Annotated in this window: 13 protein-coding genes; 8 read left to right on the forward strand and 5 right to left on the reverse strand. The window is 55.3% G+C overall.

Annotated features, from left to right (window positions below; all coding sequences use genetic code 11):
• Positions 1–194: 194 nt before the first annotated feature.
• Positions 195–1,205: a ketoacyl-ACP synthase III gene (locus A3844_RS23830; protein ID WP_083606993.1), complete on the forward strand. Its 1,011-nt coding sequence runs from the start codon at positions 195–197 to the stop codon at positions 1,203–1,205.
• A gap of 344 nt (positions 1,206–1,549) precedes the next feature.
• Here A3844_RS23830 and A3844_RS23835 read toward each other — a convergent pair whose 3' ends face one another.
• Positions 1,550–2,566, reverse strand: coding sequence for a LacI family DNA-binding transcriptional regulator (locus A3844_RS23835; RefSeq protein ID WP_074083869.1), 1,017 nt, complete (start codon positions 2,564–2,566; stop codon positions 1,550–1,552).
• A 239-nt stretch (positions 2,567–2,805) separates the two neighbouring features.
• On the opposite strand from A3844_RS23835, the gene A3844_RS23840 reads away from it, so the two are divergent.
• From A3844_RS23840 to A3844_RS23875, 7 genes are all read left to right on the forward strand, one after another.
• Positions 2,806–7,815 (forward strand): carbohydrate binding domain-containing protein, encoded by a 5,010-nt coding sequence (locus A3844_RS23840; RefSeq protein WP_074108667.1) that lies wholly within the window; start codon positions 2,806–2,808, stop codon positions 7,813–7,815.
• 209 nt (positions 7,816–8,024) lie between these two features.
• Positions 8,025–8,246, forward strand: coding sequence for a glycine betaine ABC transporter substrate-binding protein (locus A3844_RS23850; protein WP_371916023.1), 222 nt, complete (start codon positions 8,025–8,027; stop codon positions 8,244–8,246).
• 227 nt (positions 8,247–8,473) lie between these two features.
• A complete protein-coding gene (locus A3844_RS23855) occupies positions 8,474–9,085 on the forward strand; it encodes a TVP38/TMEM64 family protein (protein ID WP_074103127.1) in 612 nt (203 codons plus the stop codon).
• Positions 9,086–9,224: 139 nt separating this feature from the next.
• Entirely contained in the window at positions 9,225–10,379 is a 1,155-nt protein-coding gene (gene yunB / locus A3844_RS23860) for a sporulation protein YunB (RefSeq protein ID WP_425270622.1), read from the forward strand.
• 116 nt (positions 10,380–10,495) lie between these two features.
• A complete protein-coding gene (locus A3844_RS23865; RefSeq protein WP_074108668.1) occupies positions 10,496–11,977 on the forward strand; it encodes a glycosyltransferase family protein in 1,482 nt (493 codons plus the stop codon).
• On the forward strand, positions 11,974–13,302 hold the full coding sequence (locus A3844_RS23870; RefSeq protein WP_074083792.1) for a hypothetical protein: 1,329 nt from the start codon (positions 11,974–11,976) through the stop codon (positions 13,300–13,302). The genes A3844_RS23865 and A3844_RS23870 overlap by 4 nt, the downstream gene beginning before the upstream one ends.
• Positions 13,286–14,041, forward strand: coding sequence for a glycosyltransferase (locus A3844_RS23875; RefSeq protein ID WP_074103130.1), 756 nt, complete (start codon positions 13,286–13,288; stop codon positions 14,039–14,041). Before A3844_RS23870 ends, A3844_RS23875 begins: the two co-directional genes overlap by 17 nt.
• Before the next feature lie 80 nt (positions 14,042–14,121).
• Here the strand turns inward: A3844_RS23875 and A3844_RS23880 are convergent, their stop codons facing one another.
• The 4 genes from A3844_RS23880 to A3844_RS23895 form a co-directional block, all read right to left on the reverse strand.
• Positions 14,122–16,182 carry a tetratricopeptide repeat-containing glycosyltransferase family 2 protein gene (locus tag A3844_RS23880; RefSeq protein WP_074108669.1) on the reverse strand — a complete coding sequence of 687 codons (2,061 nt, stop codon included), beginning with the start codon at positions 16,180–16,182 and terminating at the stop codon, positions 14,122–14,124.
• 17 nt (positions 16,183–16,199) lie between these two features.
• Positions 16,200–17,747: a glycosyltransferase gene (locus A3844_RS23885; protein WP_074108670.1), complete on the reverse strand. Its 1,548-nt coding sequence runs from the start codon at positions 17,745–17,747 to the stop codon at positions 16,200–16,202.
• Positions 17,744–19,813, reverse strand: coding sequence for a glycosyltransferase (locus tag A3844_RS23890; protein WP_074108671.1), 2,070 nt, complete (start codon positions 19,811–19,813; stop codon positions 17,744–17,746). The genes A3844_RS23885 and A3844_RS23890 overlap by 4 nt, the downstream gene beginning before the upstream one ends.
• Before the next feature lie 142 nt (positions 19,814–19,955).
• Complete coding sequence (locus tag A3844_RS23895) at positions 19,956–21,296, reverse strand: DUF6385 domain-containing protein (RefSeq protein WP_244169837.1); 1,341 nt, start codon at positions 21,294–21,296, stop codon at positions 19,956–19,958.
• Positions 21,297–21,376 lie beyond the last annotated feature (80 nt).

A 21,376-nucleotide genomic window follows, 5' to 3' on the forward strand; every position in this document is an offset into this window, starting at 1 on the left:
ATTGATAAGGAACCGTGGCCCGTTTGGGGCTGCGGTTTTTTTTTGCTGCTTAAGTTTGAAGGGGAAAGGTAATAGATAATAGAAGGTTTGCTTTTGCCGGGTTTGTTCGGGAAAACGTTTTGCAATATAGAACGCTTGAGGCTATAATTAGTACCAAGTACTAAGATCAGATACTAAACTATGGGGTGATACTTTTGAAAGGTGCCAAAATTACCGCAATCGGAGCTTACGTTCCGGCCCGGAGACTTACGAATAGCGATCTGGAGCAGATCGTGGATACCGATAATGAGTGGATTGTCCAGCGGACCGGAATCCGTGAACGCCGAATTAGCCGTGAGGATGAATACACCAGTGATTTATGTGCAGCCGCTGTGCTGGATCTGATGAAACGTTACGGTAAAAGCGTGCAGGATGTTGATATGATTCTCGTGGCCACAAGCACGCCTGATTTCCCTTTTCCTTCGGTTGCATCCATTCTGCAGAACCGTCTGGGGATTCAGCCTACAGCCGGAGCAATGGACATGAGTGCTGCCTGCGCGGGATTTGTCTATGCGCTGCATACGGCACATGCCTACGTGGCTTCTGGTCTGCACCGCAAGGTGCTGGTTCTTGGGGCGGATGCGTTATCTAAAATTACAGACTATACCGACCGGAGCACCTGTATCCTCTTTGGTGACGGGGCTGGGGCTGTGCTGGTGGAGAGCGATGAACAAATGGATGGCTTCGCCGGATTCCATCTGGGCAGTGACGGCAGCGGGGCGCATCATGTATACCGCACAGGCCTGTCGCACAGGGTGAATGAGATAGATCTTATAGATACTGGCAAGCTGGTGCAAAATGGCCGTGAAGTGTTCCGCTGGGCGGTACGTACCGTGCCTCAGGGTGTGCAGCAGGTGCTGAACCATGCCGGAATCAGCCTGGACCAGGTGGACTGGTTCATTCCGCACAGCGCCAATTTGCGGATGATTGAACCGATCTGTGAGCGGTTGAATTATCCTTTTGAGCAGGCATTATACAGTCTTGAATATTTCGGGAATACTTCAGCCGCCAGCATTCCGCTTGCCCTGGATCTTGGTATCCGCGAGGCTAAGGTCGTGAACGGCCAGCAGATTCTGCTGTATGGCTTTGGTGCGGGGTTAACGCATGCCGGGCAATTGGTGAAGCTGGCACTGGCCCCCGAGGTCTCACCTCCCACCCCTCTCTAACCGAAAAATGACGCCCAAAACCAGAAAAACAGTGCCTTGAACCCTTACAACAAATAAGGGATTATATTATCGAAAGTGTTTTCGAATAGTGTTGTCTGCTTAAAAAAGTAAAAGTTTCGCCGGAGGGAGGACTGCTGAGAGTACTGTAAGGTTGTTACAGATTGCTAAGATCGCCATGGGTAGCTGACGTTGCTGATGATGATAGTGTGAGGGTGCTGCATAAGTACTTTAGCTGCTTGGATACTTAAGGGCCTTCAAAGGAAAGCGAGTATGCTGGTGAGGCTCACCGTTAATAGAAAGCTGACGTCAAGGGTTCACCAGCTCGCGGCAAGCCTGCTTTCGGGTTAACCGGTCAAACGGCTGCCGCAGGATTCGCGGACGATCAGCGCCGGTTCGACGACAAAGGAACCGCCGTCCGACTGATTGTTGATGAGGTCGAAGAGCATATGTGCCGCGAGTACACCGAGGCGTTCTTTGTTCTGGCGGATGGTGGTCAGTGTGGGGCTGGTGTATTTGCACGCTTCGATGTCATCGCAGCCGATGATGGCCACATCCTCGGGGATCCGCAGCCCCTGTTCCTTCAAGGCCCGGACCGCACCCAGGGCGAGCAGATCGGAGGCGGCGAAGACCGCTTTTGGCAAGCTTCCGGTCTTCAGCAGCTGCTGCATCGCCGCGTAGCCGCTGGATTCGAAGAAGTCGTCCCCATGCACGAACCACTTGCGGTTCAGGGTCAGGCCGAAGCTTTCAATCGCTTTTACGTATCCGGCTTCCCGCTGGTTGGAGATCTCCGAGTCCGCCGTACTTCCGATGAACCCAAGCTCTCTGTGCCCGAGCAGATAGAAGTGCTCCACCACCTTGGAGGCGATCTGGAAATTGTCCGACATCACAAATCCGGACTTTGTGCCTGTCAGCTCCAGGTCTACGCCGATGCAGGGGATGCTGCTCCTATCGAGATCGCGGATCGCCGGCTCCATCTTTTGCCCGGAGATAATGACGCAGCCGTCGACATTAAAATGCAGACAACGGGAGTAATAATCTCCGCTGCTAATGAACTTCTCGTTGGAGAAGAAGATCAGATCGTAGCCCAGCACACCCATCTGCTTCTTGAAGGAATTCAGCACCTCCACAAAAAATGGATGCGTAAATTCAACATTAAGCTCACCGGCAAAAATAACCCCGATCAGGCTGGACTTCTTGGTGGCAAGTGTCTTGGCGGAGTTGGAGGGGGAGTATCCGGTCTGCTCGATAATTTCCATGACCCTCTTTTTTGTTTTTTCGGAAACATCGCTATAATTATTCATGATTTTCGAAACGGTAGAGACGGAGACACCCGCCATTTCAGCGATTTTTTTAATATTCATTTGCATGGAAATCCAACCTCCACTTATCCGTGCATTCAGTCCAAAAGACTGCTACGCCGCGCTTATTCATGAATTTAAGTCTATTCAACTTGCCGTAGCAAGTCAAACGGATATTGTATGAGAAGTGCGCGGACGGGCATGGGTTGCACGAATTAGAGGGTGTTGGCGCAGATATTTTCGAAACCGATTTCGATTTTACGCGGGAATGAACAATAGGACTTCGGGAGGGAATGAACAGGATGAAGAAAAAGGTATCCGGTCTGCTTGCTGCCATGGTTCTGGCCTCAGGGCTTTTGTCACCGCTGGGCAGCGGAGGGGGCCGCGCAGAAGCTGCCTCCGGTCAGACGGCAGAGAATGATTCAGCTTTGCAGACAAACAGCGTAACGGCAGCGGAGGGGAATCCATCCGGCTACGCTGTATTGAAAGCGTTTACTGATGTGCCGGCAGATAGCTGGGCAGCCCGTGGGGTTCAGCGCTGGAGCGGGAATGGAGTTGTCAGCGGCTATGGGGACGGCACGTTCCGGCCCAATGCTCCGGTGACGAAAGCGGAATTTGCCGTGATGATCAACCGCATCTTTAACTACACCGTGGAAGCTGCCACCCTCCCTGCTGATGTACCTGCATCTGCATGGTACAGGAGCGATATTGCCAAAGGCATCGCGGCAGGCTATTTAAGCACGGGCAAGGACAATCATCTGACACCCGCAGCTCCGTTAACGCGTGCCGAGGCGGCCGTGGCTTTGCAGAAGATTTTCAAGCTGGAAGCGGGAGGGCAAACGGCTTACACCGATTTGACCGGAGTGGACAGCGAGGTAGGGGAAGCAGCAGCGGCACTTGCGGCCGCGGGATATATTAAGGGCTATCCGGGCAGCTTGTTCAAGCCGGAGGGGAGAATATCCCGTGCGGAGCTCGCAGTCCTTGCAGATCGGATGGTGCCGGGGCTGCTGCGCTCGAAAGGGGAAGCCACACTTGGAAAGGTGCAAGGAAATGTAGTGCTGAACCAAGCCGGGATCACACTGAAAGACACCGTGATTGAGGGGAATCTCTACCTCACGGAGGGAATTGGTGAAGGGAATGCCTTGCTTGAAAGGGTAAAAGTGACGGGCACAACCTTTATCCGCGGCGGCGGTGAGCACAGCGTGGGTCTCCAGAACAGTGAGATAGGCAGAGTGCAGGCTGCCAAGCCTGATGGAAAAATCCGCATTTATGCCAGTGGCACCACCTCGGTTGGAACGGTGCAGCTGAACTCGGGAGCTACGCTTGAGGAGAATGGATTAACAGGAGCGGGATTCACGGATGTGGAAATCTTAAACGGTGTTAAGGCAGCAGCGTTAAAAGGCAGCTTCTCTGCTGTCTCCACAGCAGGATCAGTTAATGGCGGCCTTAGACTGATGCTCTCCGGCAAGGTAAGCAAGCTAACCCTGGGCAGTCCGAGCCAGGTTATGCTGGCAGATGATGCCCGGGTCGCAGAGCTGCTGCTTGCCGCGACTGCCAAGGGCACTTCCCTTCAGGGCAGCGGCACCTTCGGCGCTGTCCTGAACAACGCTGAAGGCGTCACCGCCGGCGGCGTTCCGCTGAAGCAGGGCAGCAGCGGTGCAGTCACCGTAACGCCAGCCGCGACCCAGGTGCCGGCCGGCTCATCCGGCACGGTCACGCCAACCGCAACGGCTACACCGGCCGCAACGGCTAAGCCGACCGCGACAGCCACACCAACGGCTAAGCCAACTCCAACTCCTGCGGCCGATCCTTGGACGCTGGTGTGGAATGACGAGTTCAACGACAATACCATAGACCCGGCGAAGTGGACCTATGACCTCGGGGACGGCACGGCAGTCGGCAATCCGGGCTGGGGCAACAATGAGTTGGAATGGTACACCAATGAAGCGAAAAATGTGAAGGAAGCGGACGGAAAGCTGATCATTACCGCCCGTAAAGAAGCACAGGGAGGCAAGGAATACACCTCCTCCCGGATCAAAACGAAGAATTTGTTCAGCAAGAAATACGGTAAATTCGAAATCCGGGCTAAAGCGCCTGTAGGCAAAGGCTACTGGCCGGCGATCTGGATGCTGCCGGCGAACTATGTCTACGGTTCATGGGCGGCCTCCGGAGAAATCGATATTATGGAAAGCTGGGGCAGCCGTCCAGGCACGGTTGCGGGTACGATCCATTACGGTGCCCAGTGGCCTGACAATGTATATTCAGGCAAGGAATATGTATTGCCGGGCAACTCAACGATAGAGCAGTTCCACACCTATTCCATGGAATGGGAGCCGGGGGAAATCCGCTGGTATGTGGACGGCGTACTGTATTCCACCAAAAATGACTGGTATAGCCTAAGTAACGGCCAGCCGACGAACAACGCTTATCCGGCACCGTTCAACCAGGAGTTTCATCTGCTGATGAACCTGGCGGTGGGTGGGAATTTCGACGGCAACCCTACAGCGGAGACGGTATTTCCGCAGACCATGGAAATCGATTACGTCAGAGTCTACGAGTTGACAGGCCGCCCTTACCGCGAGCCGGTACCCGTTACGATTGCGAAGGAGCCGTATCTTGAAGGTTCACTGCCGCCGCTTGCAGATGGCAACCTGATTCATAACAACGGCTTCACCGAGCAGACGGGGGGCGATGCCGGAATGGGCATCCCGAATACCGCCCATTGGGTGCTGTATAAGGAAGCCGGAGCGGAAGCGGCGGTATCGCTTGATCCGATTGGCGGGCAGAATTACCTTAAGGTGAATATAACCAGCCCTGGGGGCAACTCCTACTCCATTCAGCCACAGGCCATAGTGTCGCTGGCCAAGGGAAGAACCTACAAGCTCAGCTTCGACGCGAAGACGGATACTTCGCGGAATATCAGCGTCCGGCTGACGGGCGGGCAGTCCCGTGGTTATCAGGCCTATTCACCGTCACTTAAGGCCGAGCTGACTTCATCGCTGAAGCATTTCGAAACCATGTTCCAGATGAAGGAGAACTCCGACATTGCCGCCCGGGTAGAATTCAACTTGGGTACAAATGCTTCTCCGGTATGGTTCGGCAACGCGCGTCTCGAAGAGATCGACAGTATTCCATTCGATCATGACCGGGCGAAAACGCCGCTGGGCAGCGGCAACCATCTGTACAACGGCACCTTTGATCTGGGCGAGCCGAACCGGCTCAGCTACTGGCATGCCGAAGCCTCCGGAGGAGCAGCGGTCAGCCCGAAGGTGGACGATGCAGGCCGCTTAAACCTGCAGATCAGCGGTTCTGGCAGTGGGGACTCCGATGTCCGTCTGTTGCAGAAAGGGATATTCCTGGTGCAGGATCAGGATTATAAGCTTACCTTTGACGCGGATGTGCCTTCCCCGCGTACTGCAGTAATTGAGCTGCAGGGCAGAGATGGCACGGTCTACGCTTCTAAGACAATCCCTCTGAAGAAGGGAGCCCAGCAGGTGGAGGCTGTATTCCCTGATCTCGCGGGAGCAACCGATACGCTGGGACAATTTGTACTCCATCTTGGCGGAGCCGCGGGCACCATCCAGCTGGATAACTTCCTGCTGGTGCGGACCAGCTTCTACTATGATCCTTCGCTGGTTTATTACCCGCTGGTGAACGGGGATTTCAGCTTTGGCTTTAACAGCTGGGAGCGGCTGCTGACGGAGCAGGGCGGAGCAAGCACCGCTGCGGTTACGAAAGGGGCAGCCACATTTCAGATTACCAATACCGGAAGCCAGCCCTATTCGGTAATGCTGTTCCAGAATGGGCTGAAGGTTGCCAGCGGTCAGGATTACGTCCTTGAATTCGATGCAAGTTCAAGTGTTGCCCGGCAAATTAGTATCAGAGCGGAGAATGCTTCGATTCAGCCTTCTTTTGCCCAGATCGTGAAGATTACACCGGATACCGCTCATTACAGATTCGAATTCCGCCAAGGGATCAACGACACCCTGTCGCTGAAATTCCTGCTGGGCAAGGTGGATGGTGTGAGTGTTGCACAGGCGCATGAGATTATGATCGACAATGTGAAATTGGAGATCAAGAATGCGCCGGCCAAGCCGCAGGAGCTGCTCGGTGACAGTACGAATAATCGGGTATCCCAGCCGGTAGAACTGACTTTCACTGAGAATGCAGCCTGGCGGAGCAGCATCAAGACGGTGAAGGTGAACGGCACTGCGCTTGCGGTGGGGCAGTACACCGTAGAAGCAGGCAAAATTACGATAGCCGCAGCTGCTTTCCCGGCTGAAGGCAGCTATATCATTTCGGTGGAAGCTGAAGGCTATGTCAGTGCTGCCGTATCCCAGACTATTCTGGCGAATGACAACAATCTGGTCGTTAACGGTTCATTTGCCAGCGGTAAAAGCGGATGGTCTACCTGGTCGGGAGAAGGCGGGGTATCTTCGTTTAACGTCAATGAGGGTGTTGCGGAGATAGGGATTTCTGTTGCCGGAACGGCCGCCTGGCATACGCAGTTTTTCCAGGAGGGCATTCCACTCCAGGCTGGTAAGACCTATGAGCTGAGCTTCAAAGCCAAGTCGACCGTTCCCAGACAGATTATCGTGGAGTACAGCGGCACCTCTGCTGCAGCGTCGCAGGCGAAGTTCGAGGTTACCGCGACCTGGGCGACCTACAGCGCACAATTTACCGTAGATAACAATAGTCCGCTGAAGCTGAATTACCTGATCGGTGCGGCCATGGGCGACAACAAGACGGCGAATAGCACGCCGCATACGCTCTCCTTTGACGACATCAGGGTTACAGAAGTGGAAGGCGGGGGTGGTGCTCCTGTGGAACCGGCCAGCGGTACGCTGGATAATGGAGTCTTCGATGCGGCAAAAGGCCTCACCGGATGGACGCAATACTTCGATGGCACTGGATCTGCTGCTGCGGTGAACGGAGAACTGTCTGTCGCGCTGACGGGTACGGGAACAGCCAATTACAGTGCACAGGTGGATTATGCCAATTTGAAGCTGGTGCAGGGCAAGACGTATACGCTGAGTTTTGAAGCCCGCTCCGATGTGGACCGTTTGATTGAAGTTGCTGTGGAGCATAAGGGCGGGGATTTCACGAAATATTTACCGGCAAAAGCTGTCGCATTGACGGGCAGCATGAGCACTTACAGCTACACTTTCACCATGGCGGGCGGCACGGATGCCGGAGCGCATCTGGTCTTCCTCATGGGTCTGATAGCAGGCAACAGTGACAGCACCAACAGCGCGATACAGGCAGGCCATCATATTTTCATTGATAATGTAAGGTTGGCAGAGGCTCCGTAAGGGGCATAAGTATTCTATTTAAACGTCAAACAGCCGAAGTCCTGTGATTCAGGATCTCGGCTGTTTTGTTGTGTGGAGATGAGGGGAATGATGCAGAATGCCCTAAGATTCTTTAGGAATCAGTTCGAAAATTTTGCCGGTTTCCAGTGCTTCAATCAGCTTCAGCAGCCAGCGGTAGTATTTAATCGCTTCTTCAATTTTGACTAGGCATCTATGGCGGAGCTGAGCAGATCCACACCATGGTCCGCAAAGGCCTGAAGGAGGACATGCCGGCAGTCTATCGGTTCTTGGATCAGTTCCAATGGACAGCTGAGGATATGGCACAGGTAATGGTGGATATCCAGGGAGGCATGTCACCCGAGGACGCGGCGAAGGTCTGGGTTTCGGAGCATGAGAATCAAGTAAACAGCTGGATAGCCGGCATCGAATAACTGTTCTTTTGAATCTTCGGAATTTTGCAGCAGCTAAAAATGTATGCTATGATGTATGGAACATAAGGCTACAAATTTGTAACTTGTACGCTAAAATTCTGTTCCATTCATATTACATGCACTAATCAGATTCATTTATTAGACACCCCGTAAGGGGTGTTTTTCTTGAAATACAAGAATTTATATGATTCGCGCTGGTCCAAGGATGCAAGAAAGGAGGCCGCTCCATGACGGAGACCATTAATGCCTGGATCGATTGGCTGCTGCAATCACTCGGACTCAGCGGACCGTATATCCTGTTCGTCACCATTCCACTAGCCATATTGCAGAGTCTGTTCGGATTTTTCCCCCTGGCGATCCTTATTGTCCTTCATGTGTCTGTATTTAATGTAATCGGAGGAATGGTCATCAGTTGGCTGGCCTGCAATTTGGGGGCAATCCTCACCTACTTCCTCTTTCGGCGGTTTCTCTTCAACTGGTTCGACCGGAAATGGCGCTCCAAGCTGAAGCGGTATGACAAGTGGCAGCGCTACCTGGACCGCTATGGTATTTGGACACTGGTGCTGCTGCGGACGGTCCCGGTCGTACCCAGCAATATTATTAACTTCATGTCGGCCGTGTCGCCGATTAAGGTACCGGCTTTTATCTGGGGGACGGTTCTTGGCAATCTTTCTTATATCTGGCTGTTCGGAACGATCAGTTCAACACTTGTTGTACCAAGAGAGGAATGGAACAGGTTCTTGACCTGGTATGGGGTATTTGTCGTTGTTCTTATTGCTATCTTTATCCGCCGCCACTGGGGACATCTGCAGGAGGATAGGCGGAGCCGGATGGAATAGCGATTGTGGTAAAATAATGAGGAATGTTTCTTACGGGAATGTACCCGGGGGAACATTCTTCTTTTTTTTACCGTTCCCGAATAGCCTATAGTAACCGGAGGCAGCTTGACCTCCGGGAAGGCGGGGAGGGACAGAGGGGATGGGCAGAATTAAAAAATGGGGGAGCCGAAGCGCAAGAGTCCCGGGTTTGCGGCGGCTGCGGCTACCCAAGCTCAGCTGGGACGGCATTCCGAGAGCCGCGGGACGGAGCCCGGCGTTCAAGGCCAGGCCAACGAAGGATGGCATCCCAAGATTTGCAGGCGCAAGTCCGGCATTCCGGGCCAAGCCCTCCAAAGCGGGCGGCCGGCTGTCCGTTCAAGGGGGACGGTATGGAAAGCCGAAGCGCAGAATTCTTCTCCGTCTGCCGGGCCGGATGGAGAGGGGGAATACGGCCTCTGTGTCGAAGGGACCGAGTCAGAAACCGCGTAATCGGGGCAGATTCTGGATTATTTTCAGTCTGGTGCTTATTCTGTCGGTCATGCAGAGCCTGCGTTATGTGGAAAAGAATTTACGGCCGCCTATTCTTCATTTGGCGCAAATCCGTGTGAAGCAGATTGCCACGGAATCGATTAATAAGGCGATCACCTCTCAAGTGGCCGACAAGGGAAACGCCGAAGCACTGATTGACTGGAAAACGGACAAGAACGGTAAAATATCAGGCTTTATGCTTAATTATAAGGAGCATATGCGCATTACCTCACAGGCGGCAGAGGTGATACAATCCACGTTGAAGGAGCTGCACAATCAGACAGAGCATATTCCGCTAGGCCAGGCATTGGGAAGCTCGCTGATTGCCTCCTACGGTCCGAATGTGCCGGTCAAGATTGAACCGCAAGGTGCGGTGAAGGTGGAGCTGAACACCCGGCAGCAGGATGCCGGAATCAATATGATTCTGGTCGAAGTCTATATTCATATCGTCACAGAAGTGGCAGTCATTATCCCGTTCGATGTAGAACCGCAGGTTGTGGATACGGAAATTCCCGTTTCCTATCTGATGGTGGTGGGCGATGTCCCGATGTACTACTACGATAACCAGGGTCAGCCTGTCGGAGAGAATGGCAGCAACGCGCCTGGAATTGCCATCCCCGCTCCTCCCACAGGCGGGAGCCACACAGGGCCATCGGTTCCAAGCGGAGGCAACGCGGGAAATAACAGTTCCACAGGCGGAATGGACGATTCTAAGAATTCCGGTACACCGAATACCAATCCTGCGGGAGACGAGACAGGCAGCAGCTCCGGTATGGACAGTCCATGAAATCACTCCGGATTCGTTCCGCCTGAAAGTTTATCTTAAATGTGAGGGATATACCAGATATTTGGCTCATACACTGTAGGCAGCATCATTTTTACCTAAATGGAGAGTGAGCCCTGATGTCATATGAATCTGATTATTCTGCCAGCATAGAACGTCTGGCGGGCAGATATAGGTACTTGGAGCAGGAAGGACTGCTTCCACTACCGGTGAAAGACGGCGTAACTCTGGTGGTCCTGCTGCGTCATGCCGGGTGGGCTGCGGAATGCCTGAATCTTCTTCATCAGCATTCCGGTGCTTCCGTTACGCTGATTGGTGTTGCCATGAATCGGGATTTCCCGCTGCCGCCCTTAGCGGAGGCTTTTCCGGGGGTGACCTGTATTCCCTATGAATCCGGAAATGATGGGGTGAACGAAGCCCTGGCTTATGCCGGGACCTCTTATGTCGCGCTAATTGAAGATACGGTGATGGTGTCTCCGGGCTGGATTGGCCACCTGCTGTGGCCTTCAATCGATGTTCCGGCTGTCCAGGTCATTGCGCCCCGCTCCTCTACAGAACTTGGGGAGGGGAGGGAGCAGCTGCATTTTGGCACCGATCTGGAATTGTCCGCTTATGTCAGCCATAGCCTGGGACGGCAGCAGGGCGGCTGGCATGAGGTGGAAGTGTTGGGCGGCTCCTGTCTGATCTTCACGCGGGAACTGCTGCTGCGGGTCGGCGGGTTCGATCCGGGGCTTGTCCGGCGGCAGCTGATGGTGGCCGACTGGTGCCTCCGGGCCCGGCAGCTGGGAATTCGGCTTGCGCTGAGTGATGCCGTATATGTTCATTCGCTTCATCCGCTAGAAGTGGATCACGAGGGCAAGCAGGAAGGGGAGCAGGCTTACCTGGCCAAATGGGGACTGGATGCCAGTGCAGTGAAGATGGATACAGATGCGGGTATTCTTCCGGTGCCTGCGGATGTATCCATTTTGCTGCCAAGGCCCGGGATACCGCTTGGAAGATCGGCGGTTGCCCCGGTTCCGCTCGTCACAGCAGTCGTCTTTTCCGATGAAATACTTACCTCCGGGCAGTCTCTTCGATCCCTGCAGCGGCTGCAAGAGCAGCAGAGTTATGGCAATATCCGCTGGGTTTGGGTCAGGGACATCCGCAGTGAAGCTCTCCCGGAAATTGCTGTGCGGGAGCAGGATGCGGTCATAGCCGTTCAAGGCGAGAAATCCTGGCTTCATGCGCTGGAGAATGTCTCCGCCTTATACGGGAGCGAGATTGTAGTGTATCTCTCTGCTTCCGCTGATTATGACACGCATTATGTGGAGCGGATTGCCGGGGCTGTCCGGCATGGTTCAGCCGACCTCGTAGTCAGCCGGACGGGTTCGGCAATGGAGGAGACTGCAACTGATCATGGATGGCCTGGTCCGACCGCGAAGAAGCTTCCACTGGAACGGATTGCGCACAGGAGTGGAATAGTCCCGGGCCGCATCACCAGGGGGGAGCCCCCTTACAGTCTTCTGCTTGCGCCCGGGCCTTCCCTGGCTATAGGGTATATAGGCGGTCCGCCTGAGCTCAATGCCAGCAACATGCAGGCAGGCGGGGAGGTATGCTTATGAACTATTTGATTCTCAGCCGCGTCTCCTGGGAAGAGTATCCATATAAAAGACTGCTGGATCTTTTGCCGGAGCGGGCAGACATCTGCTTTGCCGGAGGGATGACGCCTGAGCAGCAAGCCTGTAGCGGAATCCGGCCGGTGGCCCTGACGGAGTTGAATACTTGGGATGGCGGGAGTTTTACACTGCTTGTCTCTTCCCCCTACTGGCTGCCCGATGTGCTGGCCCTGCAGCCAGCCTACACAGTGGCTCTGCTGGAGCCGTGTCCCGAAGGCGAGAACGAGATCATGTGGGAAAAATACAGCGCATTGCTTGCCGCCCGAGCAGACCTGGTAGGCACGGTTTCGGAACGGTTATACCTGGAGCAAAATCTGTGCAGACCGAGGGTGGTCTATCTCAGCGGAGATTATCCGTTGTCTTGCGGGCTGCTCCGGCGGGGAGAACGGCTGTTTTTTCTGTCTGACTATGAGGAGGTTTGGACACGTGCACTTACCGGATTGTGGCAGCCGGCCTGCTCCGGGGCAGGGGACTGGCTTGTCATTCAGCGCCGCCTAAGAGCAGACTTCTACGTGTCCATGTGCGGGAAGATGCCTCATCAGCCTACGGTGCATTATTTGGCCGCCACCTATTTATATTTGTTGGGAGATGAAGCCGCCGAGCGGTATTTGGCGAAATCTTTTGAACTGATGCTGCTGCATGACTATACCGATTGCCTTCACTCGCACTACCGTTTCTTCTCGGCCATTGAGGCCAAGAAGGGCAATCTGGCGCTGGCGGTTGCCCAGTACGAAATCACTGCGTTTACCGAGGAGGAAAGAAGTACAGCTGTACAGATGAGAAGGTGGCTGGACAGTGGAGACTCCGGACTGCTTCAGGCGGAACTTTACCGCGTGAATGAGGACGTCGCAGAGGCGATCCGCGTTCTGGAGAACTTGTCCTGCCCTGAGGCGCAGCCGCTGCTGCTGCAGAATTACATCGCCTCCTTCCAGTGGGAAAAAGCGCTGCAGCTTCAGCGTCTAGCGGCGCTCAGCAGCAGCGAGGCCGGAGTCATCCCGCTGCCTGGCGGTGCGGTGCTCCAGGGTGGCGGGATGCCGCCCGCAAGCACGGCCCTGCTGGCAGGGACCGAAATTCCCTCCTATGGCGGCGTTCAACTACCAGTCATTGAAGGTACGATGCATCTGCTGCATGGCAGAAGACATGCGGCGATCCGCAGCTTTCTGCGGGTGGCAGGTGCAGGCGGCGAGGCGCGGACATTATTCGCTGAGATGGCCGACCTGGAGGAAGCAGCAGGACGATTGAAGGGGGGAGCCGATGATGAGCAAGGATAAGCCGCTGCGCAAAACCTCCGGAAATCGTCTTACCGCCATGATGCAGGTAAGGAATGAGAGCGGACGTTATTTGGAACAAGTGCTTGAGGAACTGAGCGGTTTTGTGGACGATATTGTCATTGTTGATGACGCCAGCACGGATGACACGGCACGGTTGTGCCATTCTTTTGCCAAGGTGACAAAGCTGGTGACACTGGAAGGCCCGCTGTTCCACCGGGAATGGGAGCTGCGGCAGACGCTCTGGGAGCTGGCGGTGTCCACGGACCCTGACTGGCTGCTGTCCGTGGATGCCGATGAATTCTATGAAGAAGAGGCCAAACGGGAAATGCGCCGCCTGATTGATCAGGATGCGTACGATTCCGTGGCGTTCCGGCTGTATGACTTCTGGGGCGGTACGACGCATTACCGTGAAGATGAGCACTGGAACATTCATACCAAGCATACCCGGACGCTGGTCCGGTATCTGCCGCAATTTTATTATTTTACACCGCAAATGAATCATCATGTCCCCCGCCTGCCGCTGTCTTACGCCGTTCTGCCCGCTTTCTTCGCAGAGCTGCGCGTGAAGCACTATGGCTGGGCGCTGCCGCCTGAAGCCCTCCGGCAAAAATATGAACGCTACATGGAGCTGGACCCCGAGGGGAAATGGGGTAGCCTGGAGCAGTACCGCTCCATTTTGGACGACAACCCCAATCTGGTGGAATGGCAGGAGAGGCGGGAGCATGAAAGACCGGAATAGGTGCAGCAGCGAATAAGTTGCTGGAAGCAGCGGATTGGCGATTGCTATTGCAGATAATGCAGTGGAAACATTTCACTTCATCATAATCCGTCGCGGAGAGCTGATCTGACGAGCAGCAGCCAGGGAATGCTTCCCCGGGGATTCTTACCGGGAAAGGCTTCTGCCGCCAGCAGCAGCTTATGATAGCTGAGGCCCAAGGCTGCTGCTGCGCTTCCCGATTGCTGCAGCGCCTTCCCTGCAGCCGGATCAAGCTGCGGCACTCTCCCGCAGGAATCGGATACAGCTGCATAGAGCAGCCATTCTGCTGCACAAGTTGTGCCGAGGTATTGCTGCGCATGACTGCTGTATATAGAGCACCACTGCTCCCTGAAGGGAGCAGGTGCTTGCAGCAGTCCGCGCAGCAGCGGCTGAGGCAGACGGCACCACTGGAACAGAGAGGGAGACGTGTTCCTGTATAGCGTCAGCAGACTGCTCCAGGCTCCGGCCTGAAGCAGCAGCTGTGCAGCGTAGGACAGGCCGGGAAAAGTTATCGGCTGGATCGCCGCTGCACCGGCCGGATGATCCGCATGGCCTGGCAGTTTCGCTGCCGGATCACCGGAGTGATCCGTATGGCTCTGCTGCGGCCATGCCGGATCGCCGCCACCGGATTCCAGTCCTATCCGGTGGTGTACCGCCGCGAGGCCTGGCCTGAGAGGGGCCAGGCGCGCGAGCCACTTCCCTGCAGCGGCGGCGTCGCCGGTGCGGCAGGCCCAGGCCCACAGATAGCCGTGTACCCACGGCTGCTCCGGGCCTTCCCGCAGCAGCCGCTCCAGCGGAGCCGCAGCAGCTGCATCCAGCATCTGCGTGTGCCGGAACAGTTCCGGCAGCACACGCAGGATGGCTTGCACCGAAGCCGGCAGCTGAGGTGCAGCGGCCAACACCTGCAGCCATTCCCAGGCATGGGCATTCAGTGCTGCAGGGATGCATCTGCCCAGCAGTTCTGAAGGCATGGCCTGAAGGGTCTGCCGGGTCAAGGCAGTCAGGCGCTGTTCCTCTCCTGCCAGCAGACAGAGGGGAACAAGCTCTGCCCAAGCAGCAGCGCAGCCGGCATCATAGTCTATCGCCTGCTCCCAACAATCTGCCGCTTCCTCATAGCGGAGCAGCCGCTCACAGACCTGGCCCATCACCACGCAGGTCCGGCTGGTCCCGCTGCCGGAGGAGGAGGGATATTTCTGCGCGGTGTCTCCGCTTTGCAGTGCTATTTTCAACAGATGGTAAGGCTTCTGTAATTCTCCTTCTTCCAGGAGCAGAACAGCATAACTCTCCAGCAGATCCGTGAAATCAGGAAATAGGCGGAGACCGGCTCCATAGGCGGCTTTGGCCTCTTTAGTGCGTCCGCAGGCCTGCAGGGCATAAGCCGTTTTCATATAAATATCGGCAAGATAGCCGGAGCCTGCAGGGGCTGTCTTCAGCAAAGGAAGCAGAAGTCCGGCGGCAGTCTCATACGCTCCTTGCTGGTAATGTTCAGTCCCTAGGGCGTACTGAAGGGGAATGCTCTCCGGATCATGCTGCAGTGCGGTTTGGATCAATTCGAGATTACGGGCAGTTTTGTTCTTTGCGCGCAGCTCCTCATCCAGATAGCCGTAATGCCGGACAGGCAGCGCTGCTGCGTAGGCGATCTTTCCGTCCGGCAGCGCCCAGATACTGCTTGCAGCTTCTTCATGGATACTCCCCTGGAAGACAATGCGTTCATCGTTGCGGAACAGCCGGCAGACATTGTCCGTGACATAGTCCCCGCTATCCGCTTCTCCTACATAATGGATAAAAGGCAGGAAATAGCCGTCTACCTGCTCTGCGCCGAGCAATTCGTTCAGAACATCGGCCCGCCAGCCGCCAGCCGCCTCGTCGGCGTCAAGCACTAGAACCCAGGAACAGGAGGACTGCCGCAGTGTCCGGTTCCGGGCTTTGGCGAAATCCCCCTCCCAGGGAATTTCAATCACCTGTGCCCCGAAGCTCAGGGCCACCTCCATGCTGTTGTCGGAAGAACCCGTGTCGGCAATGATGATCTCCGACACCAATCCTGCAACCGAAGCCAGGCAGCGTTCCAGATGCTGAGCTTCATTCTTGACGATCATACACAGGGATACATCCGGGATAGACATCTTCACACCTGCCTTCTCTAGTCTGTTACCCGTGGTAGCGGGAGCAATAGACGCGCTCTGCCAGCAGCGGGATGCATGGGTGCCGAAGAGGCGACCGAGGCCAGTGCGCCGTCAGCCAGCAGAATCCAGGTCCGGCTGCGCTGATATGCCGGGTGTGCGGTCATGCCGGCGCAGCCCGCGGCCATGTCCGAAGCCAGACCCAGCAGGCCAGCCAGATCTTCACCGTTTAAGCTTCCGGCAGAAGCGGCAACGGTTTCTTGAAGCGACTTGACGCAGGAACTGCTGTCATTGGCGGCCCCCGGGTCCATTTGCCCAAGTGCACTCCTTTCCAGCTGCGCCGCGGCCGCTTCGAAGCAGCCTTCATTCAGCAGCAGAACGGCCAGCTTCCGGTGCTCCGCTGCAACTCCGGGAACATGCAGATCCAGCCAACCGTTCAGTTCGTTCTCCCGGCCCGCGCATTTCAGCGTGCGCACCAGCCGTGCAACCAGCGGCCAAGGCGCTGGATGAAGCTGGGCGGCTCGGGTATAGCAGGCAGCCGATTCGCAGTCTTCACCAATCTCCTGGCAGAGCTGCCCCAGCACAGCCAGCGTAACATACGTCCCGCAGCCGGATTCCGTGTGATAGCCCGGCGGCGAAACGCCGATATCCAGCGCCTGCCGCAGCGCGGCTCTGGCTTCCATGTAAGCTGCCGACTGCAGCAGCAGTATACCTTTTAGGTGATGAAGGTCCGGGTAGTCGGGAAATAACAGAATCCCCCGCTCACAGGCTGCAAGCGCCTCCTGCACATGGCCTTTGACCGCCAGGCAGCGGATTTCGTACTTATACAGGAGATGGACATAGCTTGTATCCGGCTCCACCTGTTCAAGCGAAGTACGGATATGCTCAAGCGCAGGGTCATACTCCCCGAGCCGCATATATTCGACAGCCATATTAAAATGATGAAAAGCGTCTCCCGGATTCAGCTTCAGCTGCTCCTTCAGCAGCTCGACATTGCGGCGGATCTTATCCTTTTTGGCCACTACGCCATTGGCATAGCCGTAATGATGAATCACCACAGTGCTCAAATGCATGGAGGCGGCAGGGGTTTCCTTTACGATAACCGAGGCGATTTGTTCATGAATGATCCCGCTGAAGCGGTAACTCGGGCGGTTGCGGAACATCCGCAATATCGGATTCACGGTAATCGTCTGTGAGGAGCGGGCCGTTCCTGAGTGATTATGAATTCGCAGAAAAAACGCTTCATACTCCATATGCTCCGCGCACAGCAACAGCTCGCCCCTGCTGCCTTGATCCAGCTCCTCGTCCGCATCCAGTATAAGAATCCACTGTCCCTGAGCCTGATTCAGGCCGGCGTTGCGGGCAGCGGCAAAATCACCGCTCCAGGGAAAGGCCACGACCTTCGCCCCGAAGCTTCGGGCAATTTGAACAGTGGAGTCTGTTGATCCGGTGTCAACCACTACGATTTCGTCAGCCACACCACGTACGCTTGCCAGGCACTGTGCCAGATTATCCGCCTCATTCTTGACGATCATACAGAGGGAAATGCGGTGTTTTGGTGTGCTCATCTTGCGGCTCCTCCCTGAATGTTCTGATTAGCACTCCACTGTGTATGCCAGGCAGTACGGTTCAGCACGGCGATGGCCTGATGGATCGCAGCGATGTCCTCTTGTAAAGGTCCCTGCGTATATATCTCCGGGAAGCTGGCTGCAGCTCCTTCGAGCTCCTGCTTGGCTAGATGAAGGTAGCTCAGCGACAGCCCAATGCGGGAAGGGTTATCCGCTGGTGCTGTGTCAAGCATGTGCCGGAACCACTCGGCAGCCTCCCCATAATGGCCTTGGTCAAAGAGCATCTCCGCGAGATAAAAAGAACCCTTCCCTCCCGTTTGACCGCCGGCCGCCAGGGTAATCAAAAGCTCCCCTGCGGCCTCCAGCTGGCCCGCCTCATACAGAGCCCCGGCAAGTTCGGCCCGGTGTTCTGGAAACAGCCCGGCCAGTTCGGCAGCCAGCCCGAAGCTGCGCAGTTTAACCGCCTGCCGGATCAGCTCCGTGACCACTAGGGAATGTTCACCGGCATTGTCTGGCGCAGCCGGAGCTGAAACTTGGCGCGCCAACTTTTCACCGATATGCAATAGCCCGGACCGCAAGGGCTCCGGCGCATCCAGAAATCCGTATGATTCGGTCTGTTGTCTGTCTTCCTGCCACCGGCAGATGGCATGAATAATCCATAACTGCCTCGTGACATCTCTGTCTCTGTCTGTTTCCTGCTTCAACAGAGGAAGAGCCTCCCGCAGAGCAGACCCTGCTTCCTGCAGTTGTCCGGTAATCATCCATGCGGAGATTATAGCAGGCAGTGTCTCCCATTCCAGCGGAAAACCCGCCCGCGGCAATCCGGCAATAGCCTCATAAGCATGGACGGATTCCAGGGCATGGATTACCGCGCTTCTCCCGGCAGGCTGCTCTGTACCCGCAAGCTGGATCAACAGCGTGGAAATCTCCGGATCCGGCACATTCAGGCGCTGGAAGGCTGAAGCTATTCCCTGAAGTGCTGGACCATACATTGAATGATGCTGAAGGGCACGGTGAAACCACCGGGCCGCATCCTCCGTGTGTCCAAGCTGAAGAGAGTTCTCTCCCAGACGGGTCAGCGGGCGGAAGCTGTTCATGCCTTTCTCAGAAACATATTTCCCGCTGAGGGCAGCTTCTTGACTTAGTGCAGCTTCCGAACCCGCCGCTGCGCGCTCATAGGACTGACAAGCACGTTCGATCAGTCCCTGGCTCTCCCAGGATTGCCCCTGGATGAAATGCAAATCCGGGTAATCCCTATAGCGCTGCAGTTCCCGTGCGAGCAGGGCATCAATCCCCTTCGTATTATTCATGGCCAGATAGATTTTACCTAAATCGCGGATCATCGAAGGACGGTAAGACACCTGAAGCGGAGCTTGATGGATGGTATGGCTTAGCAGTTCTGCCGCCTCCTCCAGCTGTCCGTTCTGACAGCAGGTAACCGCCAGATTATAGCTGTAAAAAGGATTGTCCGGCTCTTTTCCCAGCGCAAGGCGCAGCAATTGCTCGTTGCGGCTGACTTTATTCCTCTGGGCCATGAGGCCCGGTAAATATCCCAGGTGAGTGATTTCGATATTGCTGCTGTGAATGACGGAAGCACCGTGCTTGTCGATAATAGAGGCGTCTAACCCTTCATGGATGATTCCGTCAAAGCTGAACCCTTTTCCATTGCGGAACAGACGGATTATGCTGTGCGTCAGCCGCTCCTCAGGAGAGCTTCCCAACCAATTTTCTATATTAACCGTATAAGCCAGGGCTGGAGTGTTCTGGAGCATATCGGTAATTTCTCCGAGCGGTGTCTTCAATATTTCATCGGCATCCAAGACGAGGATCCAATCCGTTTGCGCATGGGACAGCCCGGTGTTGCGCGCTTCCGAGAAATTATGGTTCCAATTCATTCGGTATACCTTGGCTCCGTATCCTTCAGCGATGCTCAAGGAATCATCGGTTGAACCCGTATCTACAATTACAATTTCATCCGCAGCACCGGACAGGCTGTCCAGGCATTGGGGGAGAAGAGCGGCTTCATTGCGAATGATGAGATGTACACCTAGGGTGGGCTTTTTCACGGGTGTTCCTCCTTGGAGAGTCAGTTTCCCCACAGTTCTGTGATGCACGATGGGAGTGTTGTCCGGTAAAGGCGGGCAGAACAAAGAGTACATGGGCTACCCATGCACTCTTTGTCATTACATACTATGACCGATAGATAACTTACGTTCCCTGAGCATCGAAGATGACATTGAGCGTAGATGCTGAACCCGGTGTTGACGATTGATAGGCCAGCCGGGTGTACTTGAGGAACCGGGATGGAACAAGGACATCCACAGATCCGGCAGGAAGCGGATTATTACCGGTTGTGTCGACAAAATAATTGGTTCCGTCCGCACTTATCTCCACCTGCGTATTTACAGGATTAGCGCCGGTATTCACGATGAAATAAGAATAAGTGCCCAGCACGCTTGTCGTGTTCGCAGGCAGAGGCGTAAGCGCATCGGCTGTTGTGATGCCGGTAGTTGCCTGTTCAATGAAGCTGCGCTGTGAAATCGAGGTTACGCTGCTGAGTGTACCGGCGGTAATCGTAGCCCCGAGCACGCTGGTGATCGTACCATCCAGCAGGTTGGTGACCGTACCCGCCGACGACAACGTACCGGCAGTAATGGTAGCGCCGAGCACGCTGGTAATCGTACCGTTTAAGAGGTTGGTGACCGTACCCGCCGACGACAACGTACCGGCAGTAATGGTAGCCCCAAGCACGCTGGTAATCGTACCGTTTAAGAGGTTGGTGACCGTACCCGCCGACGACAACGTACCGGCAGTAATCGTAGCCCCGAGCACGCTGGTAATCGTACCATTTAAGAGGTTGGTGACCGTACCCGCCGATGATAGTGTACCGGCGGTAATGGTAGCCCCAAGCACGCTAGTGATCGTACCGTTTAAGAGATTGGTGACCGTACCCGCCGATGACAACGTACCGGCAGTAATCGTAGCCCCGAGCACGCTGGTAATTGTACCATCTAGCAGGTTGGTTACAGTACCTGCTGATGATAATGTACCAGCAGTAATCGTAGCCCCGAGCACGCTAGTGATCGTACCATCTAGCAGGTTAGTGACCGTACCCGCCGATGATAATGTACCAGCAGTAATCGTAGCGCCGAGCACGCTGGTAATCGTACCGTTTAAGAGGTTGGTGACCGTACCCGCCGATGATAGTGTACCGGCGGTAATGGTAGCCCCAAGCACGCTGGTAATCGTACCGTTTAAGAGGTTGGTAACCGTACCCGCCGATGATAGCGTACCGGCGGTAATGGTAGCCCCGAGCACGCTGGTAATCGTACCGTTTAAGAGGTTGGTAACCGTACCCGCCGATGATAGTGTACCGGCGGTAATGGTAGCGCCGAGCACGCTGGAGATCGTACCATTAAGGATGACTGTAGTCAGATTTCCGCTGGAATCGGTGGTGAGAGGGCGGTCAATCAGTGTGGAAGGGTCCCGCCCGAAGATCAGCGTTCGCAGATTATCGGGGTTTGCTTGAAACGAACTGAAATTTGGCAAAAGAGTTCATCCTCTCATAATAGAATAGGCCGAGTAACCCGCCCACAGTAAAAATCCCAAACCGTCGTCTGGGCTTTCAA

Source organism: Paenibacillus helianthi, from assembly GCF_001909055.1.
GTDB classification, from domain to species: domain Bacteria; phylum Bacillota; class Bacilli; order Paenibacillales; family Paenibacillaceae; genus Paenibacillus_AQ; species Paenibacillus_AQ helianthi.

What these genes read in the sequence shown, in the direction of transcription:
- yunB (WP_425270622.1), top strand. Translation starts at nt 9,225, where the DNA reads ATGGGCAGAATTAAAAAATGGGGGAGCCGAAGCGCAAGAGTCCCGGGT.
- A3844_RS23855 (WP_074103127.1), top strand. Translation starts at nt 8,474, where the DNA reads ATGACGGAGACCATTAATGCCTGGATCGATTGGCTGCTGCAATCACTC.
- A3844_RS23865 (WP_074108668.1), top strand. Translation starts at nt 10,496, where the DNA reads ATGTCATATGAATCTGATTATTCTGCCAGCATAGAACGTCTGGCGGGC.
- A3844_RS23885 (WP_074108670.1), bottom strand. Translation starts at nt 17,747, where the DNA reads ATGAGCACACCAAAACACCGCATTTCCCTCTGTATGATCGTCAAGAAT.
- A3844_RS23880 (WP_074108669.1), bottom strand. Translation starts at nt 16,182, where the DNA reads ATGTCTATCCCGGATGTATCCCTGTGTATGATCGTCAAGAATGAAGCT.
- A3844_RS23835 (WP_074083869.1), bottom strand. Translation starts at nt 2,566, where the DNA reads ATGAATATTAAAAAAATCGCTGAAATGGCGGGTGTCTCCGTCTCTACC.
- A3844_RS23840 (WP_074108667.1), top strand. Translation starts at nt 2,806, where the DNA reads ATGAAGAAAAAGGTATCCGGTCTGCTTGCTGCCATGGTTCTGGCCTCA.
- A3844_RS23870 (WP_074083792.1), top strand. Translation starts at nt 11,974, where the DNA reads ATGAACTATTTGATTCTCAGCCGCGTCTCCTGGGAAGAGTATCCATAT.
- A3844_RS23875 (WP_074103130.1), top strand. Translation starts at nt 13,286, where the DNA reads ATGATGAGCAAGGATAAGCCGCTGCGCAAAACCTCCGGAAATCGTCTT.